The organism is Polynucleobacter sp. 80A-SIGWE (assembly GCF_018882295.1).
In the GTDB taxonomy this organism is placed as follows: Bacteria; Pseudomonadota; Gammaproteobacteria; order Burkholderiales; family Burkholderiaceae; genus Polynucleobacter.
The window spans coordinates 113,337-130,735 of the sequence record NZ_JACVOR010000002.1 but is presented as its reverse complement, the minus strand read 5'-3'; the positions used below and the strand labels follow the sequence as shown (position 1 = coordinate 130,735).

At 45.5% G+C, this 17,399-nt stretch carries 16 protein-coding genes and 1 tRNA gene; 5 read left to right on the top strand and 12 right to left on the bottom strand.

Features of this window, described 5'->3' with window-relative positions; genetic code table 11:
• Positions 1 to 29: 29 nt before the first annotated feature.
• Positions 30 to 1,025: a helix-turn-helix transcriptional regulator gene (locus ICN25_RS05405; RefSeq protein WP_216179798.1), complete on the top strand. Its 996-nt coding sequence runs from the start codon at positions 30 to 32 to the stop codon at positions 1,023 to 1,025.
• Positions 1,026 to 1,124: 99 nt separating this feature from the next.
• Here the strand turns inward: ICN25_RS05405 and ICN25_RS05400 are convergent, their stop codons facing one another.
• Both ICN25_RS05400 and ICN25_RS05395 read right to left on the bottom strand, forming a co-directional pair.
• Positions 1,125 to 1,430 (bottom strand): hypothetical protein, encoded by a 306-nt coding sequence (locus tag ICN25_RS05400; protein WP_216179795.1) that lies wholly within the window; start codon positions 1,428 to 1,430, stop codon positions 1,125 to 1,127.
• Positions 1,431 to 1,432: 2 nt separating this feature from the next.
• Complete coding sequence (locus ICN25_RS05395; RefSeq protein ID WP_216179793.1) at positions 1,433 to 3,133, bottom strand: S-layer family protein; 1,701 nt, start codon at positions 3,131 to 3,133, stop codon at positions 1,433 to 1,435.
• 226 nt (positions 3,134 to 3,359) lie between these two features.
• Between ICN25_RS05395 and ICN25_RS05390 the strand changes: the two genes are divergently transcribed.
• On the top strand, positions 3,360 to 4,358 hold the full coding sequence (locus ICN25_RS05390; RefSeq protein WP_216179790.1) for a helix-turn-helix transcriptional regulator: 999 nt from the start codon (positions 3,360 to 3,362) through the stop codon (positions 4,356 to 4,358).
• A gap of 42 nt (positions 4,359 to 4,400) precedes the next feature.
• Here ICN25_RS05390 and ICN25_RS05385 read toward each other — a convergent pair whose 3' ends face one another.
• On the bottom strand, positions 4,401 to 5,345 hold the full coding sequence (locus tag ICN25_RS05385) for an HNH endonuclease (RefSeq protein ID WP_216179787.1): 945 nt from the start codon (positions 5,343 to 5,345) through the stop codon (positions 4,401 to 4,403).
• An 84-nt stretch (positions 5,346 to 5,429) separates the two neighbouring features.
• Here ICN25_RS05385 and ICN25_RS05380 point away from each other — a divergent pair, with 84 nt between their 5' ends.
• On the top strand, positions 5,430 to 6,143 hold the full coding sequence (locus ICN25_RS05380) for a DUF4145 domain-containing protein (protein ID WP_216179784.1): 714 nt from the start codon (positions 5,430 to 5,432) through the stop codon (positions 6,141 to 6,143).
• Positions 6,144 to 6,151: 8 nt separating this feature from the next.
• Positions 6,152 to 6,505 carry a hypothetical protein gene (locus tag ICN25_RS05375; RefSeq protein ID WP_216179782.1) on the top strand — a complete coding sequence of 118 codons (354 nt, stop codon included), beginning with the start codon at positions 6,152 to 6,154 and terminating at the stop codon, positions 6,503 to 6,505.
• A 119-nt stretch (positions 6,506 to 6,624) separates the two neighbouring features.
• On the opposite strand, the gene ICN25_RS05370 is transcribed toward ICN25_RS05375, so the two are convergent.
• The 5 genes from ICN25_RS05370 to rpsU all read right to left on the bottom strand — a co-directional run bounded on the left by ICN25_RS05370 (position 6,625) and on the right by rpsU (position 12,280).
• Positions 6,625 to 6,701, bottom strand: a tRNA-Ile gene (locus tag ICN25_RS05370).
• Positions 6,702 to 6,714: 13 nt separating this feature from the next.
• The gene (rpoD, locus tag ICN25_RS05365; protein ID WP_216179779.1) at positions 6,715 to 9,300 is read right to left on the bottom strand and encodes an RNA polymerase sigma factor RpoD; all 2,586 of its coding nucleotides are present in this window, start codon (positions 9,298 to 9,300) and stop codon (positions 6,715 to 6,717) included.
• Positions 9,301 to 9,524: 224 nt separating this feature from the next.
• Positions 9,525 to 11,474, bottom strand: coding sequence for a DNA primase (gene dnaG / locus ICN25_RS05360; protein ID WP_216179776.1), 1,950 nt, complete (start codon positions 11,472 to 11,474; stop codon positions 9,525 to 9,527).
• A 27-nt stretch (positions 11,475 to 11,501) separates the two neighbouring features.
• On the bottom strand, positions 11,502 to 11,948 hold the full coding sequence (locus ICN25_RS05355) for a GatB/YqeY domain-containing protein (protein WP_216179773.1): 447 nt from the start codon (positions 11,946 to 11,948) through the stop codon (positions 11,502 to 11,504).
• 119 nt (positions 11,949 to 12,067) lie between these two features.
• Positions 12,068 to 12,280, bottom strand: coding sequence for a 30S ribosomal protein S21 (gene rpsU, locus ICN25_RS05350; protein WP_011903537.1), 213 nt, complete (start codon positions 12,278 to 12,280; stop codon positions 12,068 to 12,070).
• Positions 12,281 to 12,357: 77 nt separating this feature from the next.
• Between rpsU and tsaD the strand changes: the two genes are divergently transcribed.
• The gene (gene tsaD, locus ICN25_RS05345; protein ID WP_216179770.1) at positions 12,358 to 13,431 is read left to right on the top strand and encodes a tRNA (adenosine(37)-N6)-threonylcarbamoyltransferase complex transferase subunit TsaD; all 1,074 of its coding nucleotides are present in this window, start codon (positions 12,358 to 12,360) and stop codon (positions 13,429 to 13,431) included.
• A gap of 22 nt (positions 13,432 to 13,453) precedes the next feature.
• On the opposite strand, the gene folE2 is transcribed toward tsaD, so the two are convergent.
• Genes folE2 through xseB form a run of 4 tightly spaced genes read right to left on the bottom strand, consistent with a single transcriptional unit; the run spans position 13,454 to position 17,377 of the window.
• On the bottom strand, positions 13,454 to 14,281 hold the full coding sequence (gene folE2, locus ICN25_RS05340) for a GTP cyclohydrolase FolE2 (protein ID WP_216179767.1): 828 nt from the start codon (positions 14,279 to 14,281) through the stop codon (positions 13,454 to 13,456).
• A gap of 25 nt (positions 14,282 to 14,306) precedes the next feature.
• Positions 14,307 to 16,211, bottom strand: a complete 1,905-nt coding sequence (dxs, locus tag ICN25_RS05335) for a 1-deoxy-D-xylulose-5-phosphate synthase (RefSeq protein ID WP_216179764.1) — start codon at positions 16,209 to 16,211, stop codon at positions 14,307 to 14,309.
• A gap of 16 nt (positions 16,212 to 16,227) precedes the next feature.
• Complete coding sequence (locus ICN25_RS05330; protein ID WP_370624728.1) at positions 16,228 to 17,112, bottom strand: polyprenyl synthetase family protein; 885 nt, start codon at positions 17,110 to 17,112, stop codon at positions 16,228 to 16,230.
• Positions 17,113 to 17,143: 31 nt separating this feature from the next.
• Positions 17,144 to 17,377 carry an exodeoxyribonuclease VII small subunit gene (gene xseB / locus ICN25_RS05325; RefSeq protein WP_015421852.1) on the bottom strand — a complete coding sequence of 78 codons (234 nt, stop codon included), beginning with the start codon at positions 17,375 to 17,377 and terminating at the stop codon, positions 17,144 to 17,146.
• Between the last annotated feature and the right edge of the window lie 22 nt (positions 17,378 to 17,399).

The following is a 17,399-nucleotide window of genomic DNA, read 5'->3' as shown; positions in this document are numbered from 1 at the left end:
TGGGTATTTGTTGTGTGTAATATCTGCTCATGCCTACATCTACAGAACTAGTCAATTTCAATTGGTTACTAGAGGACTCCGAGCCAACATCGGAAACCTTGAACAACCAAGATATCCCTTGGACTGAGGCCCCAATACCAAAGCAAATTGGGGTGGGCGGATATGAAGGCTTGTTTCTAACCAATGACATTGTGATTTATCACTCCAACTTTCAATTCAATCCGAAAGTTAGTGGACAGTTGGTGCCTTTGGCTGCTGTAACAACTAAATTCAAAGAGCCAACACTAATGATCCAAACCCTCGCCAAGGGAAGAGTCATTCACAAAGATAAGTTATCTACTAATGATTTGATTTTTGGCGAAGGGGTTGACCTATTTCGCCTCTGCAAAGAGATCTCTGTTACCCCAATAATGGACACCTCCACTGAAATCGATATGATCTTGGTGATGATTGGCAGGGCATCCCTCACAACACTCATCGGAGAAGATTTAGCAAGCCAGCTCCTTAAGAACCTGAAGCTACTGCCTTCACCAAAGGTTGTGGTCAAGCAAATCCCCAGCTATGTCAACCACGCTCTTCAGACATGCTTAAAAAATGAATACTCCCCAATCCTCAGGAAGGTGTCTGCTCAGTCCAAAGTATTAGAGTTTTTATCTGAACTAACAAAATACTTGTGCGAAAACCCTGATAAAAAAGACCTAACAAGTAGGCAAGCTAAAAAGCGTTTAAAAGATATTAAACAATACCTTATGGAACTAGAGGGCAAGCTGCCCACCCTGAATTCTCTAGCGGCTCAGTTTGATAGATCCCCTCGCTTGCTAAATGATGAGTTTCAACAAGAGTACGGAGAATCCATCTTTAATTTTGTAGTCAATCACAGACTCAACACAGCGCATAAAGTAATTGCACAATCCAATGTTGCCCTTAAGCATTTGGCCAAGAGGCTTGGATACGCCCACGTGAACCACTTCAGCGCTGCATTCAAAAAGAAGTTTGGCTATGCTCCGGGCAGCCTAAGAAAGTAGAGATGTCTCCTACTGGCCGATTTGAGACTCCTGAGTCAATTTACTCAACTAGACTGCTCTCGACCCGAAGCAGACGATAGACTATTAATATCCACCCCCCTATTTTTTCACAACAGATTTAGGTGGGGAGTTTGCCTTCACGCAACTGATTGATCCCAGTGAATTTGCTTCATAAACCCATTTGCCATCTACCTGCTTTCTAGAGGCTGTCTCGGGCATCAATACATAACAAATAACATCATCAGACTGGTCATAGAGCTTATAGATTCCAGCGCCAGGCTGACCTGCCTCATATGTACCCACATACTGCATCTGAGCCTTTTGCTGAGTTTGGCTATTCTGAGCAAATGCAGTTGATGTGAATAGGCAACCAACCGCAAAGGACAGTTTAGCTATCGTCTTCATGATTAGAAACTCACACCTAAGCCGGCACCAGCAGTGTAGTTACCGGTAGAAGAACTACCGGACACCTTGAACACCACGTTCTCCGATAACCTAGCCTGAGCACCAATGGCGATTGCACTAGCGCTGATGTAGTTACCAATACCAATACCCAATGCAAACTGCTTATTAGTCTCTAATGCTGGGATATTAGCAACTGCACTAACACCAGCAACACCTCGCTGAGCGATTAAATTATTTTGATTAACTTGACTTTGTAAGTTATTAACTTGATTTTGAATGCCATTAACCTGATTTTGGAGTGCTGGTGATGCGCCACCCGCATTAGCTATTAACTGGTTAACTTGACCCAGGTTGACAGCATCAGTTAGAGCTGTTGCTGCCGCGATATTTTGCAGTTTGTTGTTGTTAAAGCTCACAGTCGAAGTGCCAACGCCACCAGTTTGGTTACCCACTGTGACCGTAGAGTTTGCAGCCGAACCAACCGTTGTATTGCCTGTTGCATTTAAGGTGCCGGCCTGTACAGCCCCAGTAGTTTGAATCATGCCGGACCCGGCATTCAGACTGCCCACAGTTGCGTTTCCAGCAACTCCAATGGTATTTGTAGCAATATGACCAGTATTTGTTATGCCGTTGGTAGCTGTGGTGCCAGTGATAGCTAAATCACCACCAACTGAGGCGTTATTGACAATGATGGCACTATTTAATGTGGCCGCACCTGACGTGCTCAAAGCGCCGGACTGTACAGCACCCGTTGTTTGAATGGTACCCGACCCAGCATTAACACTCGAAACAGTTAATGCCGTTGTTCCATTTTGCAATTGACCCAAATTAACAGCGTCAGTAGAGCTGGTTGCAGCAGCAATATTTTGGATCTTATTATTATTAAATGAAATATTGGATCCAGTTACCGTAGCGGGATCCGCCCCAATAGAAATGCTAGCGCCAGAATTATTACCAATCTGAATACTCTGTCCAAAAAGTTGGGTTGTTGATGCCGTTCCACTTCCAATAGTTGTACTGCCTGTACCTGAATTATTTATTTGAACGGAAGTCCCGTACAAGGAAACAGACCCACCTCCAGAGTGGCCAATCTGCGTGGTAGATGTGCCAGATGTATTAATTGAAGTGGTACCAGTGATATTGCTTGTGCCTGTTTGAGTTAATGCGCCGGTATTTGTAACGCCGGTAGTGGTGGAGGCGCCAGAAACACTCAGGCCAGTAAAGGATGCCGCCCCCAATGTAGTGATGGAAGCTGTTGTAGCATTACCTGCTGAAGGATTTTGAATATTTACAGTTCCGCGGAAATTTGATGATTCATTGACGTACAATCCACCACCATTTAATGAGGTAACGCTACCATAAATTTCTGTCCCCCCATTACCTGCTGCCGTATTACCAATACGGGTTGTTGTCGTGCCATTGGTATTAAATTGAGCAGCGTCTCCAGTTCCAGTCGATCGAATATCAATCAAGCCATTGCTAGAGTTAATTAAAACCCCAATAGAACCAGACCCTGCCGTAGCATTAGTATTGGTTCCGGTAATGACAGTGCCTGCCGTACTACTATCGTAGACGGCAGTTGATCCATTAATCGTAGTGGTTCCAGTTCCCGCAGAATTTAAGGTAGTCGCTGCACCAGCCGTAGGATTAACTGCATCTGTAGCTGATGGCTGTGCAAATACACTTATTGCACTTAAGCTCAACACTCCCCCAATAATTAGACTTGTTAATATGTATTTAATGTGGGGCTTGTGATGTAGATTGATATTCATGTGCGTCTTGGCAAATTTCTTTGATTTTTGGGATTGCCAAAATTTTCACAGCGAACAAAGTGCATAGCTATGTCTATCTTCTATGAATTGATGTCTTTCTTCTATGAAAGACGGTTTTGGAATAATTCATAGAATCAAAACTGCTTAAAATGGCCCGATGCAGAGCAAACTAAAGATCGACTGGTTAATTAAGAATCAATTAATTGAGTCGGCGTCACTAACTTCTGGCGATAACCAGGTTCAAAGGGTTAACTATCAGATCCCCAGGGAGCTTGGCGCTGGTTACTATGAGCAGCTCGAGATTCTTCCCGGCATCCTGATCGTCCATGGCGTGCAAGAGTTCACTCCTGCTGCCGCAGGCCAAATGATCTCCATTGGCCGATTCTCATTTAACTTTCCCGAGCCAACCCTTGTAGTTCAATCCATTACCGGCGGCATTGCTGTTCATCAAGAAGAAATTCCCAAGATGGATATTATTTTTAAACCAGGAATTGATTTTTTTAGACACGCACAGGAATTTAGCGTTACCCCACTAGCAGATGGAAGCAGTACCCTGCTACGAATGAACGGTGTCATAGCTTCTGACTCAAGCCTCAAGAAGTTATTAGGAAATGAGATTGTTAATAATCTCTACGAAGCATTGGAGCTAGACCCAACACCAGCTATTAAGGCGATACCAACACCAATCAGCATTTCCAAATTCTTACGTGAGAGCTTTTCCCATACCGTGTCTGGTGATCTGCAAAAACTCTACGCCCAATCAAAAATCATTGAATACTTCTGCGCATTGGCTTCCTATATCAATAAGCCCGTTGAACATAAGAAAAATGATAAGAAATTAATTGATGCCGCCCATTCTGCCCGGGAATACCTACTTAACCTAGATGGCAAGCTGCCGACCCTAGATGAACTTGGCGGAAAGTTTGGCATCTCATCCAAGAGACTTAATGAACAGTTTGCCGTTGAGTTTGGTCAGTCAATGTACTCTTTTATTACAGACAGGCGCTTAACTGAGGCCTACGAGGCAATAAGGCAGAGTGATGTTCCATTAAAGACGATTGCGGCCAGACTAGGCTATTCGCACGTAAATAACTTCATCGGCGCATTCACAAAGAAGTTTGGCTATCCTCCAGGGAAACTCAGACAGAAACTCTAATAGTCATGAATGTCTTCTATTGGCCGAAAACGGCCAATAGACTTAATTCGATAAATTAAACTTTTGACGATGATATTCAAGGAATTCTTTTTGCTCTTCCTTGAACTTTCCCACATTCAAGACTTCACCAATCTTCCAGGCACGTAATACATCCCTATCCAGCTTGGAAGAAATAATCAAATCACCGTTGTCACTAAAACCAATCATTCCATTATTGAAAAGATGGTCTACGTGAGGCGCAAGTAGCAATCCATTACAGCCATTGAGCTTTTCAATATCTGATGACTCACTCCAAGGCTTTATGTGACTGGCAATTAAATGCTTTATGTTTGTAATGCCAGTAATGCGGCAGCCCTTCTCATTTAGCCGCACGTTGGATTTAAATATTCCCTGTCCGCGTCGTGATTTAACAAGTTGTGACTTTGTTGTAGGGCCTATATCCGTCCTACCAATTAAGGCCTCCTCTAAGGCCATATCAACTGCTGGCTCAGATATAAGATCAATCTCATCCGTTAACTGTGCAACTTTTATATCAACTTCATTACCAATTAGCCTCTCTAGCTCCTTGGCAAAAGGCTCAGGAAGTTCAGTTAAGTAAAACTCGCGGCCATCGCCATTGTCTTTAAGCGGCGCATACTTGTCTGGCATTAGCGGCAAAAGAACAGAAGCATAGTCTTTGGGTTTGATGGGGTTGTCTAATGGCTTGAACTCAACTTTTACATACCAACCCTCAGATGACCAGTTATCACCTGCTTTACCAAAGTCAGGCTTGATTGCGGTCTGCGCTGGCTCTGTCACTACACCCACTGCCTTGATCTCGCCAAAGTAGTAGGAAAACACAACATCGCCCACTTCCATAAGAGTCATGTTGTCCCAAAACTGATTGCGAGCTCCATTTGACTTAATCTTTGGAGACCAAAGGAAGCCGCCAGGAATCTCCTGCTTATGTGTTTTCTTTTGATTAACCCACCAATATTTCATACTCATAGCTTAGCGCATTTGTTCCAGATTGAACAAGATTGCCGAAAATAACAAAACCTGAGATAGTTCTAGGAATTACAAAGGAAAAATATGGCAGAACTTGTTTATGATTGCCCCCGCTGCGGATCACAAAAAATCACATTTGATGTTTTAGCCACACAACTACAAGCTATTAACTACGACTGGCAAGAAGTACACGAATCTTTTTGTACATGCAGACATTGTGGCAAGGGAACAATATTCGTTCTTGAGCAAAAAGATTACACCTCAAAGTCATTAATTGGAGGCGGCAAATTTGTATCATTAAAAATTACCTTAAACGATTACTTAAAAGTAAAAGGATTTATCAATACATCCAATAGAAGCATAGGTCAACTGCCCGAGCATTTACCGGACAATGTTAAGAATGCATACTCAGAGGCGCTTAAATGCCAATCAATAGATTGTTTTAATGCGTCTGGGGCCATGTTTAGACTTTGTTTAGATTTAGCAACAAAAGGCCTGCTCCCACCAGAATCTGAACAAGATATCCCTCAAAAAACAAGAAGGGATCTTGGTCTTAGGCTAACCTGGCTGTTTGATAATAATAAGATTCCCGTCTCACTAAGGACGCTGGCTACTTGCATTAAAGATGATGGCAATGATGGGGTTCATGATGGAAGCCTATCGCTACATGAAATAGAGGATCTAAAAGACTTTACTCACTCCTTGCTCGAGAGGATCTATACAGAACCCGAGAAACTGAAGCTCGCAGAAAAAAGAAAGTTAGAAAGAAGGTCTGCGAATATCGAAAAACCAAGATAAAAACTTTAATGAAGATTAAGACAGTAACCGCAATGATTCCTAACGGATGGCCGCATTCTATACAGAACACCTCAGATAAAAAAATAATTTGTGAGAATTTGCTCGAAGAAGCTATTAGGCAAATAAATTCAGAAAATAGAAACCCATCTAAATGGGAGCTCGATAGACTAACTGAAGCCTTAAAAGCAATAAAGTTTGGTAATTATGCTCAAGCTAGCTATGAGGTAATTTCCGCTTTTGCCCCAAAGGAAAAAATTGCAAATGGTGAAATGCTGTCACTTCCTATATCTGATCATCACCTTCTCAATAACTTGGGTCGAGAGCTTGCCCGCCTTAAAGGCGAGCCCCCAAGAATCTCTTAGAGTAAATCTATCCCCACCCATTAAAGCTTCCAGTGCAATCACAGCCTGCTCCAGATTGAATATTTAGACCCCATAAAGAAAAAAGCCACCAACGCTATTCACGTTAGTGGCTCTGTTGCTGGTGGGCCCACCAGGACTTGAACCTGGGACCAAAGGATTATGAGTCCTCTGCTCTAACCAACTGAGCTATAGGCCCGTTAGTCTTTGGATCAATCTTCTTCGAGGAAGGTCTTGAGTTTGTCGCTGCGGCTTGGATGACGCATTTTTCTCAAAGCTTTAGCTTCGATCTGACGAATACGCTCACGCGTTACATCAAACTGCTTACCTACTTCTTCGAGAGTATGGTCTGTACTCATCTCAACACCAAAGCGCATACGCAATACTTTTGCTTCACGTGGTGTTAATGAATCGAGAACGTCTTTAACAACATCGCGCATGGAGTCATGCAATGCCGCTTCAGCCGGAGCCAAAGTATTGCCATCCTCAATGAAGTCACCCAAATGAGAATCTTCATCGTCACCAATTGGTGTTTCCATTGAGATTGGCTCTTTAGCGATCTTCATAATCTTGCGAATCTTGTCCTCAGGAATTTCCATCTTGAGTGCCAAGGTTGCAGCATCTGGTTCATGACCAGTTTCTTGCAAGATCTGACGGCTAATACGGTTCATCTTGTTGATCGTCTCAATCATATGAACTGGGATACGGATCGTACGCGCTTGGTCAGCGATAGAACGGGTAATTGCCTGACGAATCCACCAAGTTGCATAAGTAGAGAACTTATAACCACGACGGTATTCAAACTTATCTACCGCCTTCATCAAACCGATATTGCCCTCTTGGATCAAATCCAAGAACTGCAAACCGCGGTTGGTGTATTTCTTAGCAATCGAGATTACCAAACGTAAGTTGGCAACGGTCATCTCACGCTTTGCTTCACGCGCACGCTTCTCGCCCGCGATCATTTGCTTGTTCACTTCTTTTAATTCTGGAAGTGGTAATACAACACGAGTTTGAATATCAATTAACTTCTGTTGAAGTTCTTGAATCGCTGGAACATTACGTTGCAACAATGCTGTGTATGGCTTGTTTTCTTTAAGTAACTTAGCAGTCCACTCGAGGTTCATTGACATCTTAGGGAAGTCTTTTAATACTTCACCACGATTGACGCCAACCTTATCAACCAACAAGCTCACAATACCGCGCTCGAGTTTCCAAACTTGATCCACTTGTGAACGCATGGTGTCACATAACTTCTCAACACTCTTTGCAGTCAAACGGAAACCAAGCAACTCACCACGAATAGCTTCTTGTGCCTTGATATAAGCGGGGCAGTTGTAACCCTCCTTATCAAATGCACGACGCATCTTGTCAGCTTGCGTACGAACAATCGCAAACTTCTCTAGGGAGATTTGCTTCAACTCTTCTAATTGCTTGGCATTAGCTGTAGCTGCGCCACCGCCGCCACCGCCGCCTTCGTCTTCACCCTCTTCGCCACCCTCTTCAGCATCTGGGTCAACTTCTGGCTCTTCTGGTCCGAGCTTAATATCTTCTGCATTAGGGTCAACCAATCCATCTACGAACTGATCAATCTCCATCTCACCACTAGCAATCTTATCTACGTTAGCCAAGATCTCGCCAATCGTGACAGGGCAAGCGGCCAAAGCCATCACCATGTCTTTAAGACCAGCTTCAATCTTCTTCGCAATGACGATCTCGCCTTCGCGAGTCAAGAGATCAACAGTACCCATCTCGCGCATATACATACGCACTGGATCGGTTGTACGACCGAACTCTGAATCAACAGTAGCTAAAGCGGCTTCCGCCTCTTCTTCAGCCTCTTCTTCAGAAGTTGTTGCCGAGGCATTCTCATTTAAAAGAAGCGTTTCAGCATCTGGAGCTTGCTCGTAAACAGTAATGTTGATGTCGTTTAATAGACTGATGAGTGTTTCTAATGCATCCGCATCAGACAATTCATCTGACATCACGTCATTCATTTCGCCATGAGTTAAATAACCCTTGGACTTACCCATCTTGATCAATGTCTTCAAGCGGGTACGGCGTAATTCTTGTTGCTCTTCAGAACCCAACTGTTGTGCTGCGAATTCTTTTAAGAGTGCTTTTTCTTTTGCTTTGCGCTCACGTGCTTTTTGACGATCAGTTAATACTGGCTCAGCACCTTCTGCAGGGGCATCCGCCTTTGGCTTGCGACCTTTTTTAACTTCCTCAGTAACCACGCCCTCTACTAGAACTTCCTTAGCCTTTTTGCCTTTAACTTCTTTAGCTTCTTTGGCTGGCTTGGCTTCCTTCACCGCTTCAACTTTGGGTGCGACAACTTTGCCTTTTTTAGCAGGATCAAGCTTTTCAACTTTAGCTGACGCCTTTGCAGGAGCCTTTACTGGTTTAGCTGGTGCTTTCGCTACAGGCTTAGCTGCTGCCTTAGCTGGTTTAACTGCTGCCTTTGCAGGAGCCTTCACTGGTTTGGCTGGTGCTTTCGCTACAGGTTTAGCTGGTGTCTTTGCCTTAGCAACTGGCTTAGCCGCTTTAGCCGGAGCCTTCACTGGTTTAGCTGGTGCTTTCGCTTTTGCTACAGGTTTAGCTGGAGCCTTTGCTTTCGGTGCTGGTTTTGCTGGCGCCTTAGCTGGCTTAGCTGCTGCTTTCACTGGCTTAGCCGGAGCTTTTGCCTTGGCAACTGGTTTAGCTGGTGCTTTCGCTTTCGCCACTGGCTTTGCTGGTGCTTTGGCTTTCGCTACTGGCTTGGCTGATTTAGCTGCTGGTTTTTTCTTAATATTTGGCATTTATTAGCACTTACTCACGTTACTGATGATTGTTCTCGACTGCTTAGGCGCAGCTACTTTGTCCACTTGCCCCAAATTTCTTCAAAATAAAGCGCAAGTGGCTGAATTAAATCGGTTTTTTTCTGGGAATAGAGGATTATAGTCGATTGCGACTTTTTTACCCCCTTCCACACTCAAAATATGGGGTAAATTTCGGGTTTTTCTAGGGCTAAATCAGAAAATTCTTAGGAGAATTTCAATCTTTCGCCCAACTCGCGATATCGAGCCCGATCTTGCTCGCTAGCCGTGCTTCCAGCGATCTTTTGGGCGATTTCCGTCATTTCCATCTTGAGATGGGTAAGTTCCAGTTTTTTGAATGCCCCCTCAAGATCGGCAACAGCACCATCAAGGTCTAAATCAGAACCCATCACCCGCTTTCTCAATACTTCATAGAGTGGGGCAAGCTCACTACGGGATAACTGATCTTGGAAAAGTGCAAATGCGCCAGCGCCTACTGATGGTGGCTTGCCATTCTCACCAGGAATCAATTCAACCTGATCACATTGAGCTAACAAATCCTTCATAAGCTCTAAGGCTTTTTCTGAACGCAATTCAGAAGCCTGCAAAGCAAGTGCCCTCTTATTGGCATCTAAAGCTTTTCCTAAATGCGGAAACTGAATCAAGACACGCAACATCTGCTCCGCTAAATCTGTAGGTGCTTGAGGTGGTGGAATATTTTGGACGGGCGCTCTTTTGGCTGAGCCTTTAGATGCTTGCCACGGTGCACCTTGCGTCCTATTGCCGCTATTAGCTTGCACGAAGTTGGGTGCACGCTGATTCGTTGTCGCATAAGACCCTTGCTGCACTGGTGCAGGCGCTACCGTCAACCCACAGAAAGACTCCAACTCTGCAGGCGTTGAATTGGTTCGAATAGCTAACTCACGCAAGATTTGTGTACGCAGAGCAATTGGTGGCATTGATAGCAATAAAGGTTTTGCCGCGTGATGCGTTTGCGCTCTGCCCTCTGGTGTAGTCAACTCATGGTCTTGGCTAGCAATCTTGAAGAAGAAGCTCGAGATCGACATGGCTTCTTTGATGACTTTTTCAAAGGCAGGCGCACCATAGGCTCGGACATAGCTATCTGGGTCATGCTCTGTTGGCAAGAACAAGAAACGAATCTCTTTGTCATCAGACATTAAGGGTAGACATGCTTCCAACGCACGCTGAGCGGCACGCTGACCAGCAGAGTCACCATCAAATGAAAACACGATGCGATCGGTTTGACGCAACAACATACGTACGTGATTTGCGGTACAGGCTGTGCCCAATGTGGCTACAGCATTAGGGAAACCCAATTGCGCAAGTGCCACGACATCCATGTAGCCCTCACACACGAGAACATATTCTTGTGAGCGAATGGCTTGTCTCGCTTCAAACAATCCGTAGAGCGTATTGCCTTTAGAGAACAGCGGCGTCTCGGGAGAATTTAAATACTTGGGCTCACCTTGATCGAGAATGCGTCCACCAAAGCCAATCGTCTGACCTTTGGGATTGCGAATCGGAAACATGATGCGATCACGAAAGCGATCGTAGCGTCTTGCAGTTTGGTTATTTTCAGTCTGCTCACTCTGAATAAGTAAGCCGCCTTCAAGCAAAGTCTTTGCCACTTCATCATTTGCATAAGTACCAAAGACTGCTTCAAGTCCTTGCCAACCATCAGGCGCATAACCTAAGGCATAGCGCTTAGCGATCTCACCAGTGAGGCCACGCCCCTTGAGGTATTCAACTGCACGAGGCGCTACTTTAAGCTGTTGGCGATACCAATCTGCAGCTGAACTCATGACCTCACTTAAGGCCATGGTTTGCTGTTGGCGCGCAACGTCATTCGCAGTCCGCTCTTCACGCGGTACATCTAATCCCGCAGAGCGTGCCAAGTCTTCAATGGCATCTACATAACCAAGACCGGAATACTCCATGAGGAAACTAATGGCAGAGCCATGTGCTCCACAACCAAAGCAGTGATAGAACTGCTTGGTAGGTGATACCGAAAATGAAGGGGACTTCTCAGAATGGAAGGGGCACAAACCTTGATAGTTCGCACCCGCTTTTTTTAACTTCACGTGCTGCCCAACCACATCTACGATGTCAACCCGATTTAATAAATCGGCAATGAAGGATTGGGGTATGAGAGCCATCAGTAGTGGATGAGGCTTACTTTTACTTTACTTGGCGAGCGCAGCTTTTACTAAACCAGAAACTTTGCCCATGTCAGCTTTACCAGCCAACTGACCTTTAAGAACACCAATCACTTTACCCATGTCTTGCGGGCCAGCCGCACCAGTAGATGCAACTGCTGCAGCCACGGCCGCTTCCACTTCAGCATCAGATAGCTGTGCAGGTAAGTAATCCTGCAGAATGACCATCTCAGCAGCTTCAATCGCGACTAAATCATTGCGATTGGCTTTTTCAAATTGAGAGATGGAGTCTTTACGCTGCTTAATCATCTTCTCAACGGTAGCAATCACACTCGCATCATCCATCACAATGCGATCATCCACTTCACGTTGCTTGATAGCTGCCAATAAAAGACGAATAGTTCCAAGGCGCGCCACTTCTTTTGCACGCATTGCGTTTTTCATATCTTCGGTGATTTGATCTTTCAGACTCATGGCATTTTTCCCGGTATTCAGTATCTAATAAATTGCTGGCGATTCAAAAGCAAAAACCCGCTGCGTTTCACCGTCAGCGGGTTTCAAAGCCTCTCGGTGAGGAGAGCTTTTAAATTCGATTAGTAAAGCTTTTTAGGCAACATCTGGCTGCGAATACGCTTGTAATGGCGTTTAGCAGCAGCGGCCTTTTTACGCTTACGTTCAGCCGTTGGCTTCTCGTAGAACTCGCGGGCACGCAAGTCTGTCAAAAGACCATTTTTTTCAATGGTGCGCTTGAAACGGCGCAATGCCACTTCAAAAGGTTCGTTCTCACGGAGGCGGACTGTAGTCATACTTGTTTAACTCGTATATGCTCGAAAAATATCGAAAAATTAACTGAAACGCGATTCTAGCACGACCAAGCAAAAAAATGATTGTTTTAGGCATAGAAACTTCTTGTGATGAGACCGGGGTGGCCGTATACGACACCTCCCCCTGGGAAAACCACGCCCCAGCCCATCAAGGCATCCTAGGACAGGCTTTGCACTCCCAAATAGCCATGCACCGGGACTATGGAGGCGTTGTCCCAGAATTAGCCTCTAGAGACCATATACGACGGGTTTTGCCCCTTTTGGACGATGCTTTGCATGAGGCTGGACTCAAATTAAAGGATATTGATGCTGTTGCCTATACCCAGGGACCCGGCTTGGCTGGCGCCCTGCTTGTAGGGAGCGCTTTTGCCAAATCCTTGGCCCAAGGCCTGAATTTACCCTCCATCGGGGTTCATCACCTTGAAGGACACCTACTTTCTCCGCTTTTAGGGGTTTCAGTGCCGGAATTCCCCTTTATTGCCCTCTTAGTCTCGGGTGGACATACCCAGTTAATGCTGGTCAGCGGGGTTGGCAAATACCAACTTCTGGGAGAAACCTTGGACGATGCTGCTGGCGAAGCTTTCGATAAAACAGCCAAATTGCTAGGCTTGGACTATCCGGGTGGTGCCGCCATCTCTAAATTGGCAGAAAAAGGCCAATCTGGAAGATTCGACCTACCCAAACCCATGCTGCATTCGGGAGATTTGGATTTTTCCTTCTCCGGACTCAAAACGGCGGTTCTGAACCAGGTGAAAAAATTTGAGGCACTAGGCGTTACTGATGCTGATGAAATTGCAACATTTCATGCGGATCTCGCACGCAGTTTTGTCGACTCATTGGTGGCGGTTCTGGTTAGCAAATCAGAGAAAGCATTGAAGCAAACTGCTTGCAAACATTTGGTGCTTGCGGGTGGAGTGGGTGCTAATTCGCAATTACGCGCAGCTCTCAATGCCAGCGCTAAGAAGAATCGATTTGAAGTGCACTACCCACCAGTCGATCTATGTACTGATAACGGCGTGATGATTGCATTTGCTGGAGCACTACGCATGTTGGCAGAAAATAATGGCTCAACTACTTCGGGTGCTTTTGATATCAAACCCCGTTGGGATTTGGCGAGCAATAATCTCGCTTAAGTAAATCTCGTTTTAATGCTGCTTACTTCGTCAGACTAATTTTGGCGTAGGCGCTGTGATTGTGAATCGACTCAAAGTTCTCAGCCTCAACTACTAAAGACAAAATGCGATCATCGCCTTTAAGTTGGCCGGCAACATCGCGCACCAAGTCCTCTACAAACTTTGGATTGTCATACGCACGCTCAGTAACCCACTTCTCATCAGGACGCTTGAGCAAGCCCCACAACTCGCTAGAGGCTTGGCTCTCAGCGGCTGCAACTAAATCTTCTACTGTCATCTTGGTCTGTGGATCAAGCTCAACAGACATCGTTACATGTGAGCGTTGATTATGTGCGCCATATTCAGAAATCTCTTTCGAGCAAGGGCACAAACTCATCACTGGAACTAAGGCACGAAGGTTTAACTCAACGTCGATTGCGCCAGACGAAGTTTGTTTAGCTTTCGCAATCCAAGTTACTTCGTAATCCATTAAGCTTTCAACACCAGATACAGGCGCAGCTTTTTTGACGAAGTGCGTATACGTAAATTGAATGCGGCCTTCTGTTGCATTGAGTAGCGGCAACATCTCACGGACCATTGCAACTACAGATGCGCTATCAATAGGCTCATTGTGTTTTTGCAAGAGCGCAATGAAACGGGACATATGGGTGCCCTTCACATGCGCAGGCAAAGCCACATCCATTTCAAAATTACCAACAGCAGGCATGACGCCTGTCTGAGTGCGAATAGTTAATGGATGACGCAATCCCCGAATCCCCACCTGCTCAATTGGCAAAGCGCGTTCATCATGCGAGGATTGAATATCCGGCATGGCTTGCGGCTTGAGAAAGGCGGTGTTGATGTCGTTCATGACTCTATTTTCAGGCAAAAATGACTTATTTGCCTGCAACCACAGGTTTTGCAGCAGTTTTCATAGGAAAACGCAGGGAAATAGCCTTCGCAATCCCCTCAGAGTCTAGGCCACACTTACTCATCAAGAGTTTGTAATCGCCATGCTCCACGAATTCATCTGGAAGACCTAGTTGCAATAGGGGCTTATTGATACCCATAGCGGAGAGCGCTTCTAAGCAAGCACTGCCAGCACCACCCTGAATCGCACCATCCTCAATCGTCACAAAATAATCATGGTCCTGCGCCAAAGATTTAAGAAGCTCAAGATCTAATGGTTTTACAAAGCGCATATTAGCAACTGAGGCATCAATTTGTTCGGCCACTTCAAGTGCTGGGTAAAGCAAAGTTCCGAAAGCCAAAATTGCAATACGCTGACCTGCAGGTGCATTGGACTTACGGCGCAACTCACCTTTGCCCAATGGCACGGTACGCAATTCTTTTGAAGGAATGGTTCCAACACCAGCGCCACGTGGGTAGCGAACTGCGCTTGGGTGTGGCTGATGAAATGCTGTAGTCAATAAATCACGACACTCTGCTTCGTCAGCAGGCGTCAAAACCAACATATTCGGAATGCAACGTAAGAATGGGATGTCATATGCGCCGGCATGCGTTGCGCCATCTGCGCCAACTAAGCCAGCACGATCCAATGCAAACAACACTGGAAGATCCTGAATCGCAACATCATGAATCAGTTGATCATAAGCACGTTGCAAGAAGGTTGAATAGATCGCCACTACTGGCTTCATACCTTCGCATGCCATGCCAGCAGCAAAAGTGACCGCATGCTGTTCTGCAATGCCGACGTCGTAATAACGCTTCGGGAAATTCTGCTCAAACTCTACGAGACCAGAGCCCTCGCGCATTGCTGGCGTAATACCAATTAATAATGGATCGGCATGCGCCATATCGCAGAGCCACTCACCAAATACTTGGGTAAAGGTTTTTTGAGTTGTGCCAGTAGATTTCTTAACACCCTCTTCTGGATTGAACTTACTGGGGCCGTGATACAAAACTGGGTCTGCTTCAGCCAACTCATAGCCTTGACCTTTGCGCGTCACGACATGCAAGAACTGTGGGCCACGCCCCTCAAGCGCCAAGCGGCGTACGTTTTGCAACATCGGAATGAGCGCATCTAAATCGTGACCATCGATTGGTCCAAAGTAGTTAAAACCAAATTCTTGAAAAATGGTTGATGGTGAAACCATGCCCTTGGCATGATCTTCCAATCGTTTTGCAAACTCACGCAATGGAGGGGCAATCGATAAAACGCTATCAATACCCTTCTTCGTTGCAGAGTAAATATTGCCACTCAATAATCTGGCCAAATGTCGATTGAGCGCACCCACTGCTGGCGAGATCGACATATCGTTGTCATTCAGAATCACTACCAATGGCAAGTCGTCATACACACCAGCATTGTTCATAGCTTCAAACGCCATGCCACCAGTCATGGCGCTATCGCCAATCACCGCAACCGCAACTTGTTTTTCACCTTTGGTTTGGAAGGCACGTGCCATACCCATTGCCGCAGAAATACTCGTTGAAGAGTGGCCAGTACCAAAGGCATCGTATTCACTTTCAGCGCGACGCGGAAAACCAGATAAGCCTTCAAACTGACGCAAGGTATTCATGCGCTCACGACGACCGGTCAAAATTTTGTGTGGGTAGCTTTGATGACCCACGTCCCAGACGATTCGATCCTGTGGTGTATCGAATACATAGTGCAGCGCAATCGATAACTCAACCGTTCCTAAATTAGATGAAAGGTGTCCACCTGTTTTAGAAACAGAATCCAACACAAACTGACGCAACTCATCGGCAAGCGCAGCAAGCTGTTCGCGAGGAATTTTTTTTAAGTCTGCAGGGGAGTGAATGGAATTTAAAGTCATCAAATCTTCAGTAATCTTATTTGCCTCTATTAACTACCAACAGAGCCAAATCTTTTAGAGCCTGGGCTTTAGAGCCAAAACTCTCTAAGCTAGCAATTGCGGTTTCTTGCAAATCTTTTGCTGCTTTCTGTGCATAGTCTAAACCCATCAAGGTGACATAGGTTGGCTTGTCATTAGCAGCGTCTTTTCCAGCGGTTTTACCCAGGGTTTGACTATCCGAAGTGGCGTCGAGAACATCATCCACAATTTGAAAAGCTAAACCTAAAGCTTCAGAGTAATTTTGGAGATGCTGCATTTGGGTAGGATTCAATTTGGCAGCAATACCACCCATCTGGACGGAGCAAGAAAGTAGAGCACCGGTTTTCATCGCATGCATTTGCTTTAAACCAGCGAGGTCTAATTTTTTACCAATACTATCGAGGTCAATTGCCTGGCCACCTGCCATTCCACGCGAACCAGATGCGCTAGCTAAGGCGCTGATCATAGCCAATCGTGTATCAGCATCACACTGTGCGTTTGCCAAAATCTCAAATGCACGAGTCTGTAATGCATCGCCAACTAACAAAGCAGTCGCCTCATCGAAGGCCTTGTGAACTGTAGGTCGACCACGACGCAAGTCATCGTCATCCATACAAGGCAAATCATCATGCACCAATGAATAGGCGTGGATACATTCGATTGCCACAGCAGCAGCATCTAATGCGCTTTGATTTGCCTCATCACTCAATGCACCAGCGGCATAAACTAAGAGAGGACGAATGCGTTTGCCACCACCTTGAGCGGCGTAACGCATAGCTTCATGCAAGCGCGCAGGATTGGTATTAGCTGCATCAAGCAAATTATCTAAAGCCGATTCAGTTCGCCGCCCGTAAGCGCGAACCCAATCCTCGAATGAAAGCATGTTGTTCATGAAGGTTTAATTTGCGCGTAACTTACGCTTCAAATACTCGAACTTGTTGCTCAACTTGAGCAAGCATGGCTTGGCAATGTTTCAAGAGCGCTGCGCCTCGTTGATAAGCCAAAAGTGTCTCTTCCAAGGAGAATTTGCCTGACTCCATATCAGAAATCAGCTTTTCTAGCTCCTTTACCGCCTGCTCGTAACGCAAGTTGGGGTCGATTTGAACCTCAAGACCGGGCTTCTGACCCTCAGATTTCTTCGCTGGCATTGGCTTATTTCCTTCAAATTTC